Origin of the sequence: Aeromicrobium massiliense JC14 (assembly GCF_000312105.1) — a bacterium.
In the GTDB taxonomy this organism is placed as follows: Bacteria; Actinomycetota; Actinomycetes; order Propionibacteriales; family Nocardioidaceae; genus Aeromicrobium; species Aeromicrobium massiliense.
Window position 1 is genome coordinate 656,469 of record NZ_HE978636.1, and the last position, 13,998, is coordinate 670,466.

Annotated in this window: 11 protein-coding genes and 2 tRNA genes; 7 read left to right on the forward strand and 6 right to left on the reverse strand. The window is 72.3% G+C overall.

Annotated elements, in window-relative coordinates:
- The first annotated feature begins 1 nt into the window (after window position 1).
- The gene (gene recF / locus HGAM_RS03380) at window positions 2-1,123 is read left to right on the forward strand and encodes a DNA replication/repair protein RecF (protein ID WP_019144064.1); all 1,122 of its coding nucleotides are present in this window, start codon (window positions 2-4) and stop codon (window positions 1,121-1,123) included.
- Window positions 1,116-1,655, forward strand: coding sequence for a DciA family protein (locus HGAM_RS03385; protein WP_019144065.1), 540 nt, complete (start codon window positions 1,116-1,118; stop codon window positions 1,653-1,655). Before recF ends, HGAM_RS03385 begins: the two co-directional genes overlap by 8 nt.
- Here the strand turns inward: HGAM_RS03385 and HGAM_RS17500 are convergent.
- Window positions 1,646-2,437, reverse strand: coding sequence for a phosphatase PAP2 family protein (locus HGAM_RS17500; RefSeq protein ID WP_019144066.1), 792 nt, complete (start codon window positions 2,435-2,437; stop codon window positions 1,646-1,648). The genes HGAM_RS03385 and HGAM_RS17500 overlap by 10 nt on opposite strands.
- Before the next feature lie 216 nt (window positions 2,438-2,653).
- On the opposite strand from HGAM_RS17500, the gene gyrB reads away from it, so the two are divergent.
- From gyrB to HGAM_RS03420, 5 genes are all read left to right on the forward strand, one after another.
- Window positions 2,654-4,627: a DNA topoisomerase (ATP-hydrolyzing) subunit B gene (gene gyrB, locus HGAM_RS03395; protein ID WP_019144067.1), complete on the forward strand. Its 1,974-nt coding sequence runs from the start codon at window positions 2,654-2,656 to the stop codon at window positions 4,625-4,627.
- A gap of 52 nt (window positions 4,628-4,679) precedes the next feature.
- A complete protein-coding gene (gyrA, locus tag HGAM_RS17505; RefSeq protein ID WP_019144068.1) occupies window positions 4,680-7,223 on the forward strand; it encodes a DNA gyrase subunit A in 2,544 nt (847 codons plus the stop codon).
- Complete coding sequence (locus HGAM_RS17510; RefSeq protein ID WP_019144069.1) at window positions 7,220-7,783, forward strand: DUF3566 domain-containing protein; 564 nt, start codon at window positions 7,220-7,222, stop codon at window positions 7,781-7,783. The genes gyrA and HGAM_RS17510 overlap by 4 nt, the downstream gene beginning before the upstream one ends.
- A gap of 74 nt (window positions 7,784-7,857) precedes the next feature.
- Window positions 7,858-7,935 (forward strand) — tRNA-Ile (locus HGAM_RS03410).
- Between the two features lie 145 nt (window positions 7,936-8,080).
- Window positions 8,081-8,153 (forward strand) — tRNA-Ala (locus tag HGAM_RS03420).
- A 109-nt stretch (window positions 8,154-8,262) separates the two neighbouring features.
- On the opposite strand, the gene HGAM_RS17515 is transcribed toward HGAM_RS03420, so the two are convergent.
- The 5 genes from HGAM_RS17515 to HGAM_RS17520 all read right to left on the reverse strand — a co-directional run bounded on the left by HGAM_RS17515 (window position 8,263) and on the right by HGAM_RS17520 (window position 13,978).
- Window positions 8,263-11,625, reverse strand: coding sequence for an OmpL47-type beta-barrel domain-containing protein (locus tag HGAM_RS17515; protein ID WP_019144070.1), 3,363 nt, complete (start codon window positions 11,623-11,625; stop codon window positions 8,263-8,265).
- A 242-nt stretch (window positions 11,626-11,867) separates the two neighbouring features.
- Window positions 11,868-12,053 (reverse strand): DUF3618 domain-containing protein, encoded by a 186-nt coding sequence (locus tag HGAM_RS03430; protein WP_019144071.1) that lies wholly within the window; start codon window positions 12,051-12,053, stop codon window positions 11,868-11,870.
- Entirely contained in the window at window positions 12,046-12,438 is a 393-nt protein-coding gene (locus HGAM_RS03435; RefSeq protein WP_019144072.1) for a phage holin family protein, read from the reverse strand. The genes HGAM_RS03430 and HGAM_RS03435 overlap by 8 nt, the downstream gene beginning before the upstream one ends.
- Entirely contained in the window at window positions 12,435-12,767 is a 333-nt protein-coding gene (locus tag HGAM_RS03440; RefSeq protein ID WP_019144073.1) for a YtxH domain-containing protein, read from the reverse strand. The genes HGAM_RS03435 and HGAM_RS03440 overlap by 4 nt, the downstream gene beginning before the upstream one ends.
- 11 nt (window positions 12,768-12,778) lie before the next feature.
- A complete protein-coding gene (locus HGAM_RS17520) occupies window positions 12,779-13,978 on the reverse strand; it encodes a benzoate/H(+) symporter BenE family transporter (RefSeq protein WP_019144074.1) in 1,200 nt (399 codons plus the stop codon).
- Window positions 13,979-13,998: the final 20 nt, after the last annotated feature.

Sequence of the window (13,998 nt, forward strand, 5' to 3'; positions counted from 1 at the left end):
CATGCACGTCACCCGTCTGGCCCTGCACGACTTCCGCTCCTACGACTCGATCGAGATCGAGCTCGATCGGGGAGTCTCGGTCTTCGTCGGCGCCAACGGGCAGGGCAAGACCAACCTGGTCGAGTCCATCGACTACGTCGCGACGCTGGCCTCGCACCGGGTGTCCTCGGACGCTCCCCTGGTGCGGGCCGGCGCCGACAGCGCCGTCGTCCGCGTCGAGGTGCAGCGCGCCGAGCGCTCCGCGCTGCTCGAGGTCGAGCTGCTCCCGGGCAAGTCCAACCGCGCGCGGGTCAACCGCTCGCCGCTGCCGCGGGTGCGCGACCTCGCCGGCATCCTGCGCACGGTGATCTTCTCGCCCGAGGACCTGGCGCTGGTGAAGGGCGACCCGTCGGACCGACGCGCCTTCCTGGACGCGCTCATGGTGCTGCAGACGCCGCGGCTCGCCGGCACCCGGGCCGAGTACGACCGCATCCTGCGCCAGCGCAACACCCTGCTGAAGGCGGCCGGCCGCAACCGCCGGGCCGAGCTGAGCACGCTGGACATCTGGGACGAGAACCTGGCCAGCGCCGGGGGCGAGCTCATGGCGGCACGCATCCGGCTGCTCGACGCGCTGGCCCCGCACCTGGCTGAGGCGTACGTCAACGTCGCGGCGCTCGCGGCCGAGGACCGGCGCACCGCCACGGCCATCTACCGGCCGTCGTTCGACCTCGGCGAGGCGCGTGACCCGGCGGCGCTGCGCGAGGCGATGCTCGCGCAGATCGAGCGGCGCCGTCCCGACGAGCTCGAGCGCGGGGTCAGCCTGGTCGGCCCCCACCGCGACGAGGTGGTGCTGACGCTGGGCGACCTGCCGGCGAAGGGCTACGCCAGCCACGGCGAGTCGTGGTCGTTCGCGCTCGCGCTGCGGCTCGCGTCCTTCGCGCTGCTGCGCGAGGACGGCGACGACCCGGTGCTCGTGCTCGACGACGTGTTCGCCGAGCTCGACCGCGGCCGCCGCGACCAGCTGGCCGCCCTCGTCGGCGACGCCGAGCAGGTGCTCGTCACGGCGGCGGTGCTGGAGGACGTCCCGAGCGGGTTGTCCGGACAGGTGTTCCACGTGGAACAGGGGGTGGTGAAGCGTGACTGAGGGACCCGACGGCACCCCCGAGCGTCCGGCCGACGCCGCCGCAGCAGCTCCGGAGCCGGACGACGGCCTCTCGCTGGCCCGCGAGATCGCCGACGCCTACCGCACCACGCCGAGCCAGCCCCGGCGCCGACGCCGGAGCGGTGGACGCGCGGCCAAGCCGTACCGGCCGCAGCGCGACGACGCGTCGCCGCTGGCCCAGCACCTGGACGCGCTGGTGTCCGCGCAGGGCTGGACCGACGACCTGGCGACCCACCGGGCGATCGGCGACTGGGCGCGGATCGTGGGCGACGAGGTCGCCCAGCACTGCCACGCCGTCGAGATCGAGGACGGTCGGCTGACCGTGCAGGCCGACTCGACCGCGTGGGCGACGCAGATCAAGCTGCTCGCGCCGCGGATCCTGGCCCGGCTCAACGAGGAGATCGGCCAGGGATCGGTCATCTTCCTCGACGTCCGGGGCCCGCAGGGCCCGAGCTGGAAGACCGGTCGTCGGTCGGTGCGCGGCGGGCGCGGCCCGCGCGACACCTACGGCTGAGGACGCACCGGGCGGAAGCCCGCCGCCACGGTGAGGGCGAGCGAGAACGCGACCCCTGTGCCGCCGAGCACCGTCGCCGCCTCCGCCGCGCCGGCCCAGCCGTCGGTGGGCCGCACGCCGATCAGCACGACCACGACGCAGGCGGCCGCCGAGCCCAGCAGCGCGGTGAGGAAGGTCAGCAGCGCCGGACGCCAACGGGTGCGCAGCACGAGGCACACCGCGCCCAGCCAGGCCAGGCACACGCAGGCGGCGACCAGCAGGTCCGCCGGGCGGTGCCATCCCGCGACCACCATGGACGTCCCGACGAACGTGGCCAGGAAGCCGCCGGCCGCGCCGAGCACGGGGCGGCCGGTGCGCGGGACCACCAGCAGGGCGGCGACGAGCACGCTCAGCACGACCGTCGCGTGGCCGCTGGGCATGCTGTTGTGGTCACCCAGGCCGAGGTCGGGCCGCTCCAGGACGCTGTGCTTGAGCACCTGGGTGGTCAGGTTCGCCCCGGCCACGACCACGACCGCCGCGACGGCCAGGCCCGCGTTGCGCCGGGCCATCGCCGTGACCACGCAGACCGCCAGCACCGCGGCGGCCGAGCCGATCGACACGTAGCCCAGCACGCTGAGCAGCGTGTCGCGGGTGTCGGTGCCCGCCCACACGGCCTCCATCGCGTCCTGGTCGAGCTGCTGTCCGTCGCTGTCGAGCAGCGCGTGGCGCACGAGCTGCAGGCCGGCGAGGACCGCACCGACGAGCGTCAGCACGGCGGCCAGCGGGCGATGGGTCGTGTGCACGGCACCTACTCTGCCGGGCCCCACCCAGCCGCACGCCGCCGACCGGGGCGTGGGCCGCCGGAGGGTGCTCCAGCGGTACCGGAGGTTGGTCGGCGGTCCGCCAGCCGCTTGGAGGGGCCGTCTCGTCCGTCTCAGCCGGGTGTGGACAGACGTCCACCGCGTGTCGCGGAGCACATGTGACGCTGAGAGGGCGTAGGAGGCCGGTACACTGGACTGGTGACGCAGACTCCGGATTCTCAGGGCCAGACGTACGACGCCAGCAACATCCAGGTCCTGGAGGGTCTGGAGGCCGTGCGCAAGCGCCCCGGCATGTACATCGGCTCCACCGGTGAGCGTGGTCTCCACCACCTGGTCTACGAGGTCGTCGACAACTCCGTCGACGAGGCGCTGGCCGGGTACGCCAGCGAGATCGTGGTCGTGATGCAGGCCGACGGCGGCATCCGCGTCGTCGACGACGGCCGCGGCATCCCGGTCGACATCCACCCCACCGAGAAGATCCCGGCCGTCACCCTGGTGCTCACCTCGCTGCACGCCGGCGGCAAGTTCGGCGGCGGCGGCTACAAGGTGTCGGGCGGTCTGCACGGCGTCGGCGTCTCGGTGGTCAACGCGCTGAGCACGAAGCTGTACATCGACGTCAAGCGCGACGGCTACCGCTGGACGCAGTCGTTCACGTACGGCGTGCCCGACGGCGAGCTCGAGCGTCACGAGGCGACCGACGAGACCGGCACGACCAACACGTTCTACGCCAGCGCCGACATCTTCGAGACCACCGAGTACTCCTACGACACGCTCAAGACGCGCTTCCGCGAGATGGCCTTCCTGAACAAGGGCCTGAAGATCACGCTGCGCGACGAGCGCGAGCGCCCGGACGAGGACGACGAGGACGCCGAGCGCGAGGTCAGCTTCCGCTTCGACAAGGGCCTGGTCGACTACGTCAACTTCATCAACTCCGGCAACCGCGAGCCGATCCAGCGCGACGTCATCAGCCTCGAGCGCGAGGACGAGGCCAACGGCATGTCGCTGGAGCTCGCGATGCAGTGGAACGCCACGTACACCGAGAGCGTCCACACCTTCGCCAACACCATCAACACGCACGAGGGCGGCACCCACGAGGAGGGCTTCCGCACCGCGCTGACCAACACGGTCAAGAAGTTCGCCGACGCCAACAACCTGCTCAAGGGCAAGGACGAGCTGTCCGGCGACGACATCCGCGAGGGCCTCACCGCGATCATCTCGGTCAAGCTGGCCGAGCCGCAGTTCGAGGGCCAGACCAAGACCAAGCTGGGCAACAGCGAGGCGCGCAGCTTCGTGCAGAAGGCGGTCAACGACGAGCTGGCCGCGTGGTTCGAGCAGAACCCGAACGAGGGCAAGATCATCGTCCGCAAGGCGATGGACGCCGCCAGCGCCCGGCTCGCCGCGCGCAAGGCCAAGGAGCTGGCCCGCAACCGCAAGGGCTTCCTCGGTGGCGGCGGCCTGCCCGGCAAGCTTGCCGACTGCTCCTCGCGCAGCCCCGAGGAGTGCGAGATCTTCATCGTCGAGGGCAACTCGGCCGGTGGCTCGGCCAAGAACGGCCGCGACCCGCGCACCCAGGCGATCCTCCCGCTGCGCGGCAAGATCCTGAACGTCGAGAAGGCGCGGATCGACCGCATCCTGCAGAACGCCGAGGTCCAGGCGATCATCAGCGCGTTGGGCACCGGGGTCCAGGAGGACTTCGACATCGCCAAGCTGCGGTACCACAAGATCGTGCTCATGGCCGACGCCGACGTCGACGGCCAGCACATCACCACGCTGCTGCTCACGCTGCTGTTCCGCTACTTCTACGACCTCATCGAGGCCGGCAAGGTCTACCTGGCGCAGCCGCCGCTGTACAAGATCAAGTGGTCGAACCACGCCCACGAGCTGGCCTACTCCGACACCGAGCGCGACGCGCTGCTCGCCGCCGGGGAGGAGGCCGGACGCCGCCTGCCCAAGGAAGCGCCCGTCCAGCGGTTCAAGGGTCTGGGCGAGATGAACGCCTCCGAGCTGTGGGAGACCACGATGGACCCGGACGCCCGGGTGCTGCGCCAGGTCACCCTCGAGGACGCCATCCAGGCCGACACGATCTTCCAGGTCCTCATGGGCGAGGACGTCGAGCAGCGCCGCGACTTCATCCAGAAGAACGCCAAGGACGTCCGCTTCCTCGACATCTGACGCCGCCGCGTCCCGTCGACCTTCCACCGCACTCCACAGGAGCACCTGAACCGTGACCGAGACCCCCACCAGCGGCGACCGGATCGAGCCCGTCGGCCTGACCGACGAGATGCGGCGCTCGTACATCGACTACGCGATGAGCGTGATCGTGTCCCGCGCGCTGCCCGACGTCCGCGACGGGCTCAAGCCCGTCCACCGGCGCGTGCTCTACGCGATGTACGACGGCGGCTACCGCCCCGACCGCGGCTTCTCCAAGTGCAGCCGCATCGTCGGTGACGTCATGGGTCAGTACCACCCGCACGGCGACACGGCGATCTACGACACCCTCGTGCGCCTGGCCCAGCCGTGGGTGATGCGCGCGCCGATGATCCTGGGCCAGGGCAACTTCGGCTCGCCGGGCGACGACCCGGCCGCCGCCATGCGGTACACCGAGTGCAAGCTCGCGCCGATCGCCATGGAGATGGTGCGCGACATCGACCAGGAGACGGTCGACTTCAAGCCCAACTACGACGGCCGCTCGCAGGAGCCCACCGTCCTGCCCTCGCGCATCCCGAACCTGCTGGTCAACGGCAGCGCGGGCATCGCGGTCGGCATGGCCACCAACATCCCGCCGCACAACCTGCGCGAGGTCGCGGCCGGCGCGCAGTGGGCGCTGGCCCACCCCGACGCCGGGCGCGAGGAGCTGCTCGAGGCGCTCATCGAGCGGGTCAAGGGCCCGGACTTCCCGACCCACGGCCTCATCGTCGGCAACCGCGGCATCGAGGACATGTACCGCACCGGTCGTGGCTCGGTCACGATGCGCGCGGTGGTGAACATCGAGGAGGACGCCAAGGGCCGGCTCCAGCTCGTCGTCACCGAGCTGCCCTACCAGGTCAACCCGGACGCGCTCATGCGCAAGATCGCCGACCTGGTCAACAGCGGACGCCTGCAGGGCATCTCGGACCTGCGCGACGAGTCCAGCGACCGCGCCGGCCGCCGCATCGTCATCGAGCTGCGCCGTGACGCCGTCGCCCGGGTCGTGCTGAACAACCTCTACAAGCACACCGAGCTGCAGACGAACTTCAGCGCCAACATGCTGGCCATCGTCGACGACGTGCCGCGCACGCTGACCCTCGACGCGTTCATCACGCACTGGATCCGGCACCAGATCGAGGTCATCCGCCGGCGCACCGAGTTCCGGCTGCGCAAGGCCGAGGAGCAGGCCCACATCCTGCGCGGCCTGGCCAAGGCGCTCGACGCGCTCGACGACGTCATCGCGCTCATCCGCCGCAGCCCCACCGTGGAGGAGGCCCGCGGTGGCCTGATCGCCCTGCTCTCGATCGACGAGCTGCAGGCCAACGCGATCCTGGACATGCAGCTGCGCCGTCTCGCCGCGCTCGAGCGGCAGAAGATCGTCGACCAGCTGGCCGAGCTCGAGCGCCAGATCGCCGACTTCAAGGACATCCTGGCCCGGCCCGAGCGGCAGCGGCAGATCGTCAGCGACGAACTGGCCGACATCGCCGACAAGTGGGGCGACGACCGCCGCACGATCATCACCGCCGACGCCGGCGACCTGTCGATGGAGGACCTCATCCCCGACGAGGACGTCGTGGTCACCATCACCAGGGGCGGCTACGCCAAGCGCACCCGCACCGACCAGTACCGGCTGCAGAACCGCGGCGGCAAGGGGGTGCGTGGCGCGGCGCTGCGCGGCGACGACGTCGTGGAGCACATGTTCCCCACGACCAGCCACCACTGGATCCTGTTCTTCACCACCGCCGGCCGGGTCTACCGGGCCAAGGCGTACCACCTGCCCGAGGCCGGGCGCGACGCCAAGGGCGGCCACGTCGCCGGGCTGCTGAGCTTCCAGCCCGACGAGCAGATCGCCCAGGTGCTGGCGATCCGCGACTACGACGCGCAGCCCTACCTGGTGCTCGCCACCCGCAAGGGCCTGGTGAAGAAGACGCGCCTGGTCGACTACAACAGCCCGCGCCAGGCCGGCGTCATCGCGATCAACTTCCGCGACGAGGACGACGAGCTGATCGGCGCCGACGTGGTCGGACCCGACGACGACATCCTGCTCATCTCGCGCAAGGCCCAGGCCATCCGCTTCCGCGCCGACGACGAGCAGCTGCGCCCGATGGGCCGCGCGACGTCCGGCGTCACCGGCATGAAGTTCCGCGACGGCGACGAGCTGCTCTCGCTCTCGGTCATCCGCGCGGGCGACGAGGAGGCCGAGGACAAGCCCGAGCTGTACGTCTTCACCGTCACCGACGGTGGCTTCGCCAAGAAGACCCCGGTGCGCGAGTACCGCCTGCAGGGCCGCGGCGGTCTGGGCATCAAGGCCATGCAGATCAGCGAGGGCCGTGGCGTCCTCGTGGGCGGCCTGGTGCTGGTCGACAGCGACGACGTCATCTCGGTCACCGAGCGCGGCCAGGTGACGCGCAGCCTCGTGTCGGGCGTCAAGTCGACCGGGCGTGGCACCATGGGGGTCAAGTTCGTCACCTTCAAGGGCGACGACCGAGTCGTGACCATCGCCCGCAACACCGAGAGCGCCGTCGAGGCCGCCATTGAGGGCGACGAGACCAGCACCGAGCCCCAGGGGGATGACGCATGAGCGACCAGAAGGCGAGCCGCGGGCTCGGCCGCCAGGACGTGACCGCCGTGTCGCGGCCGCGCTCGGGCCCCGCACGCGCCGACGAGACCGCGGTCATCCCGGTCGTCCGCGACGAGCCGAGCGACCGCTCGACCGGTTCGGCCCGGGCGTCCGCCGCCGCCACGGCGCCGAGCACGTCCGCCTCGCCGGGCAAGGGCCGCGAGGCGCGGCTGCGCCTGGTGCGGCTGGACCCGTGGTCGGTCGTCAAGACGGTCTTCACCCTGTCGGTCGCGCTCATGATCGTGGCCGTCGTGGCCATGACCGTGCTGTGGTCGGTCCTGTCGGTCGCCGGCGTGTGGGACCAGGTCAACTCGACCGTCACCGCCGTCCTGAGCGACGACAGCGGCTCGTTCGACATCAAGGACTACCTCGGCTTCGGCCGGCTGGTCGGTCTGACCCTGGTGATCTCGGCGATCAACGTCCTGATCTCCACCGCCGTCGCGGCCATCGCGGCGCACCTGTACAACCTCGCCGCGCAGCTGCTCGGTGGCATCACGGTCACGCTGGCCGAGGACGCCTGAGGCACGACGGGAGCACCACCCCACCCCCGTTGTGGGAGCCGTGAGGTGCGTGAGGTAGTGTTTCTCGTCGGTACGGGCCTATAGCTCAGCTTGGTTAGAGCGCTTCCCTGATAAGGAAGAGGTCGCTGGTTCAAGTCCAGCTAGGCCCACCATTCCCACCCCTCCAGGAGGACCCCATGAAGAAGATTCTCGCGGTCCTGGCCGTCGGCGGCCTGGTGTTCTGGGCCCGTCGCCGCAAGGCGAGCAGCACCGACGCGTGGGCGCAGGGGACCGACTCCATCTGAGCCGGACCGCCACGGGGCCGTGGCGCAATTGGTAGCGTACCTGCCTTGCATGCAGGGGGTTAGGGGTTCGAGTCCCCTCGGCTCCACCGAGCAGGACCGCCGGTCGTCGACCGGCGGTCCTTCTGCGTCCACGGCCGTCGGGAGGGGCAGCACGACGGCCCGCACCCCGAGGGGCACGGGCCGTCGCGCGCGGGCTCAGCGCACCCGCAGGCGCTCCCGGTCGGTCGCCTTCCCGACCGTCGACGAGCCGCGGTAGGACGCCGTCACGCTGACGGAGCCCTCACGGCGCGGGGCGCGCAGCCGGATCGAGACCCGGCCGCGGTCACGCTCGGTGACCCGCACCGTCACGGTGCGGCCACCGACGGTGAGCCGGACGGTGCCGGTCGGCCGGACCGACGTCCCGGGGACGCTCAGCCGCACGCGGGCGGTGAACCGGGATCCGTCCTGCACGGTGCGGGGGCTCAGCGACAGCTGCACCTTCGCCCGTGCCTTCGCCACGCTCATCGACAGTCGCTTCTCGCCGGCCGAGGTGACCCGGTCGCCCCCGTAGCGCGCGGTGAGCGTGTGGCGCCCGACCCGCAGCCCGTCGGTGCGGACCGAGAAGGTCGCCCGGCCGCCGCGCAGCGTCACCCGGGTGGCCCGCCGTCCGTCGACCAGCAGGTCGACCGAGCCGGTCGACGCGCCGCGGTCGGAGGCGACCATGACCACGCCCGACACCCGGGTCCCGTAGCGGACCGAGGAGTCGGCGAGCCGCACCGTGATGCGTGCGGCCCCGACCTTCACCGGTGCCTGCACCGACTGGGGTGCCGACACGTTGCCGGCGGCGTCGGTGGCCCGCACCTGGACGGTGCCGGCGTCCGCACCGACCTGGACCGGCCCGGTGTAGGCCTTCCAGGCATCGGTGCCGAGGCGGTACTCGATCGACGCCACGCCCGAGGTCGCGTCGGTCGCCGTGGCCCGCACCGTGCGGGTCGCCGCGTCCCACGTGGCCCTGGCCTGCGGGACCTCGGTGTCGACCTTGACGTCGAGCGACCGGGTCGCCTCCGTCGCACCGTCGTCCACGCTGCGGTAGTCGACCTTCGTGCGTCCCTCGGGGACGGTCACGGGCTCGGTGTACGGCTTCCACGTGGTGCCGTCCAGGGAGTACTCCAGCCGGGCGTCGTCGTCACCGCGGACGACCTCCAGCACCAGCTTCGGTGCCTTGACGTACCAGCCCGCGGCCCCGTCGGGGTCCTTCGGGTCCAGCGACGCCCTGCTCTGCAGCGCGATCTTGCCGACCGGGACCGTCTCGGTGGTCACGTTGCCGGCCCTGTCGGTCGCCCGGAAGCCCACGCTGGTCGCCTTCGCGCCCACCGCCACCGGACCGGTGTACGAGGTCCAGGCCCCGTCGCCCAGTCGGTACTCCAGGCCCTGCAGGCCCGAGGTGCCGTCGGTCGCGGTCGCCGCCATCGTGCGGGCCTCCTCGTCCCACTGCGGGGTGATCGTCGGCTTCACCGTGTCGACCTTCAGCGCCAGGGTGTGGGCCGCCTCCGTCTCGGACGCGTCGCGGCCGCGGTACTGCACGGTCACGTCGCCGTCAGGGACGGTGAAGGGCGCGGTGTAGCCGGTCCACGGCCCGTCACCGATGCGGTGCTCGGCCACGGTGCCGGGCGCGCCCGACTCCACCGAGAGCGTCACCTTCGGCGCGGACCGGTACCAGCCGCCCGTGCCGTCGGCCGCCGCCGGAGCCACCGTCGCCGAGGTGACGACCGGTGCCTTCGGCACGGCGAGCGTCTTCTCCTCCGAGACGTTGCCGGCGGTGTCGGTCGCCCGCATCGTCACCGAGTGGGCGGCGCCGTCGAGCGCCACCGCCGCGGTGTACGGCGTCCAGGCGCCGGCGTCGACCTTGTACTCCCGGCTCGCGACGCCGGACGTGGCGTCCAGGCCGTTGACGGTGACCTTGCGGGTCGCGGCGTCGAACGTCCCGCTGACCGTCGGCCGCACCGTGTCGACCTTGAACGTCATCGTCGTGGCGTCGCCCGCGGTGAAGAAGGTGCGGGCCCGGTGGGCGAAGGTGGACGTGCCCTCGGCGATGGTCACCGGGGCGTTGTAGGTGCGCCACGCTCCGCCGTTCAACGCGTACTCGCGCACCGCGTTGTTCGTGCTGGTCGACACCGTCACCTTGGGAGCGGTGCGGTACCAGCCGGCGGCTCCGTCCGGGGTCGCGGGCGTCGCGCTGGCAGTGCTCAGCGGCTTGGTCGAGGTGATCGAGAAGTCGTCGACCACGAGCTCGCCGACCGCTCCGATGTTGAGGCCGAAGCTGATGCCGGTCGTGTCGTCGGGGATGGCCGGCGTGGTGAACGAGGCCGAGGACCAGCCCGTGCTGGCCGGGAACGACGGGCTCGAGGCCCAGTAGCTCCAGCTGCCGGCGCTGTTGCGCAGGTAGACCTCGTACTGGGTCGCGGTGGTGGACTTGTACCAGCCCCGCAGGACGTACTGGGCACCCTTGACCGCCTCGGGCGCGCAGCTGCCCAGGTCGAGTGCGGGCGTCCACTTGGCGTCGCCGTCGGTGTAGGCCGTCATCGTGACCCGGCCGGCCCGGTTGCCCGTTCGGCCCGGGCTGACCACGTCGAACGCGGCGGTGTTGCTGCCCCAGCCGTTGGTCTGCCAGCAGACCGGCTTGCCGCCCTCGACGAGGGTCTCGAAGCCGGGGTTGGTGAGCCCGCTCGAGTCGGGGTTCGGGGTGGACGTGCCGCCGTCGACGGCCGGCTTGTCGTCCCCGCCGATCACGTCGCCGACGGTCTTGGTCACGGTGCCACGCGCCTTCAGCCAGTCCAGGAACTGCGCCAGCACCGTCGGGGTGATGCTGAGCTCCCCGCAGCCGCTCTCGCACACGCGGTGGAAGGTGTACTGCACCCAGCCGCCGCTCGCGCCCTCGGCGTTCGTGACGCCCGCCTTGAGGTCGTCGAGAGTCCAGGTGTCGTCGAACTGGTCGAGCGCCTTGGTCTCGAACGGGTCGGCCGGCGGCATGGTCTCGGCCTTGGCACAACCGGCGCAGCCGAAGCGCGACTCGATGTCGCCGAGGTTGCGCGCGCTGTTGTAGCCGCAGTCCTTGACCGTCTGCTTCACCGAGGACGACATGGAGGCGAAGGGGTAGGCGAAGCTGCGGACCTTCAAGCCCCAGCTCTTGAGCGTCGAGCGGTCCTGGCAGACCTCGCGCTTCACCTCTCCTGCGGGCAGGGTCGCCAGGTCCGGGTGGGTGACGGTGTGGCCGCCGACCTCGTGCCCGGACGCCTGCAGCGCCAGCAGGTCGGCCTTGGTCATGAAGCCGGCGTCGTCGATCGTGCCGGAGTTGACGTAGAACGTGCCGACCTGGTCGCGCGCGTCCAGGAGGGACGCCGCGACCTTCTGGTCGATGTTTCCGTCGTCGAAGGTCAGGCTGACGACGGCGGTGCCGGCAGCGCGGGCGGTCGTCGCGGTGGCGACGACCGACAGGAAGCCCGCCACGAGCGCGAGCACCGCCACGAGGGCGGTGGACGCGCGCGCGGAGCGGGCGCGGGGGATGGGTGTCGAGTGCACGGGAGTGCTCCTTGTCTGCTGGAGCCCGCCGCCGGGGTGGACGTCCGCCGGTGGGCCTGACGGTCGCCGTCCGGCTCGGCCGGGGCAGGGTCAGGCGGCTCCTCCACCGTCGAGTGGGCATCCACCGCGGTCAACGAGAACCGGGCAAGACTGCGGCCCCCCGCCCGGGTCGGACGGAGGGCCGCAAGCAGACGCAGGCGGGCCCCGCACCCGAAGGTGCGGGGCCCGCCGAGGTGGGTGGTCTAGCGGCGCAGGTGCTGCACCACGAGGCCGACGACCGCGCCGGCGGCGAGGCCGGCGAGGACGACGAGCGGCGCCTTGAGCCGCTGCTCGGTGGCCTCGACCTTGGCGGTCAGCGCGTCGACCGTGGCGGCCAGGTCGGCCCGGGTCTGCTCGATCTCGTGCTCGATGCGGCTGGTCTCAGACATGACGCTCCTTCGCGGCCTCGACGTCGGCCTTGACGCTCTCGACCCGGTTGCCCGGGAAGCTCGGTGCCTTGTCGACGTTCTTCTTGCCGACCAGGGCCAGCACGCCGGCGACGGCGAACAGGACGACGGCGACGATCAGCGCGGCGAGCCACGCGTCCAGCGCGGCCGCCAGCCCCAGGACCGCGGCGGCGATGAGCACGCCGAGCCCGTAGAGCGCGACGAGCCCGGCGCCACCGAACATGCCGGCGCCGATCCCGTAGCGCTTGCCGGCCTCGCTCATCTCCGCCCTCGCCAGGCGCATCTCGTCCCTCACGAGGGTCGAGACCTGCTCGCTCAGCGCGCTGAGCAGCTCACCGGTCGAGCGGTCCTGCGGCGCGCCGGTCACGGCTGCTGGGGGTCGACCGGGTCGCCGTGGGTCGACGACGGGCTGCCGGCCGAGCCGGACGGGGTGGAGCCCGAGCCGGAGTCCGACGAGCCGGAGAGCTTGCTGCTCGCGGCGTCCTTGGCCTGGCTGGCCGCGTCGGTGGCCTTGCTGCCCAGGTCGCTGGCGGTGCTCTTGGCGTACGTCGTCGCGTCGTCGACGGCCGACTGGACCTGGGGCTTGCGCCAGATCTTGTCCGCCTGGCTCTTGATCTGCTCGTAGCGCTCGCGGCCCGCGCGGGTGCCCAGCACGTAGCCGACGCCGGCCGAGGCCAGCAGGGTGATCTTCTTCACTCGTACCACTCCTAGGTGTCGGTGGGTGGACCTCCATCGTGCGACGGCTGGGCGCGGCGCGCCTCTCGAAGCGTCCGTGCGCGGACCAGCAGGTGGACGGCCACCCCGGCCACCAGGGACCAGAACGCGGCCCCGACACCGGCGAGCGCGGTGCCCGACGCGGCCACCACGAACGTGACCACGGCGGCCTCGCGCGAGGCCGGGTCGGACGTCGCCGCCGCGAGGGCCGAGCCCAGCACCGGGACGAGCGCCAGCCCGGCCGCGGCCTGCACGACACCGGCCGGCGCGGACGTCACGAGGGCGACCAGGGAGGCCGACACGACGGCCAGCACGAGGTAGGCGCCGCCGGCCGAGAGCGCGGCGCGCCAGCGGCGCGAGGGGTCGGGTCCGGCGTCGGTGCCGGCGGCGAGCGCGGCGCTGATGGCGGCCAGGTTCACCGCGTGCCCGCCGAACGGCGCGGCCGCCACGGTGCCCAGCCCGGTGGTCAGCATCGCGGGCCGCCACGGGACGTCGTAGCCGTGGGCCCGCATGACCGCCACGCCGGGGACGTTCTGCGACGCCATGGTCACCACGAACAGCGGCAGGGCCACCCCGACGACGCCGCCGACGGTGAGCACGGGGGTCGTCCAGGCCAGGTCGGGGGCCACGACCAGGGCCGCGTCGGGCCCGGAGGCCACGGCCACGACCAGGGCGGCGACGAGCGCACCCGGTGCCGCCCAGCGGGGAGACGCCAGGACGAGCACGAGCCAGGCGGCCAGCACGGGCACGACCGGCCAGGCGTCCTGCTCGAGCGACCGCACCGGGGCCAGGCACAGCGGCAGGACCACGCCGGCGAGCATCGCCTGCGCGACCGGCACCGGCACCCGTGCGACGAGCCCGCCGAGCGCCGGCCACAGCGCGGTGAGCAGGACGAGCAGGCCGCAGACGCCGAAGCCGCCGACCGCGGCGGCCCAGCCGCCGTCGACCTGTCCGGTCGAAGCGAGCAGCGCGGCGCCGGGGGTCGACCAGGCGAGGGTCAGCGGCTGGCGGTGGCGCAGGGCCAGGACGAGCATGCCCAGGCCCTGGACGACGCACAGCGCCAGCAGGCCGGACGCGGCCTGGTCGGTGGATGCGCCGACCGCGACGAGCCCGGCGAGGACGACGGCGAACGAGCTGGTGAAGCCCACCAGGGCGGCCACCAGCCCGGCGACGTACGGACGGCTGTCGCGCATGCACCCTCCGATCGGCGCGG